Genomic DNA, 461 nt, shown 5'->3' with positions numbered 1-461 from the left:
GTGTGGGGTCTGTGGTGATTGTAGAAGTGGATCCAGCTGGCCAAGGCATCGCGTCGTTGTCGTTCTGAGGTGTAGCAGCGGGCGTAGGCCCAGCCGTCGGCCAGGGTGCGGTGGAACCGTTCAATCTTGCCGTTGGTCTGGGGCCGGTAGGGGCGGGTCTTCTTCACTGTGATCCCGAGCTGGTCGCAGGTCTGGGCCCACAGACCGGACTTGTAGGCCGCCCCGTTGTCGGACAGGACTCGTTGGACGCTGATACCGCGGTTGGTGAACCAGCTGACCGCCCGGACCAGGACCCCGGTCGCGGTGATCGCGGTCTCGTCGTCGTGAACCTCGGCGTAGGCGACCCGGGAATGGTCGTCGATGACGGTGTGGACGAAGGCGTGCTTCATCAACTCATTGCCGTACTTGTTGCGTGGCTTGCCTGGTGTTCCTTGACGGTTCCTGGCGCCTTGCCGGCGGCC

General features: G+C 64.2%; 1 protein-coding gene. It reads right to left on the bottom strand.

Features of this window, described 5'->3' with window-relative positions; genetic code table 11:
- The coding region (locus PROPJV5_RS12295; protein ID WP_147385458.1) for an integrase core domain-containing protein at positions 1-461 on the bottom strand (461 nt) is incomplete at both ends.

The organism is Propionibacterium ruminifibrarum (assembly GCF_900289195.1).
In the GTDB taxonomy this organism is placed as follows: Bacteria; Actinomycetota; Actinomycetes; order Propionibacteriales; family Propionibacteriaceae; genus Propionibacterium; species Propionibacterium ruminifibrarum.
This window is presented reverse-complemented; position numbering and strand designations above follow the sequence as displayed.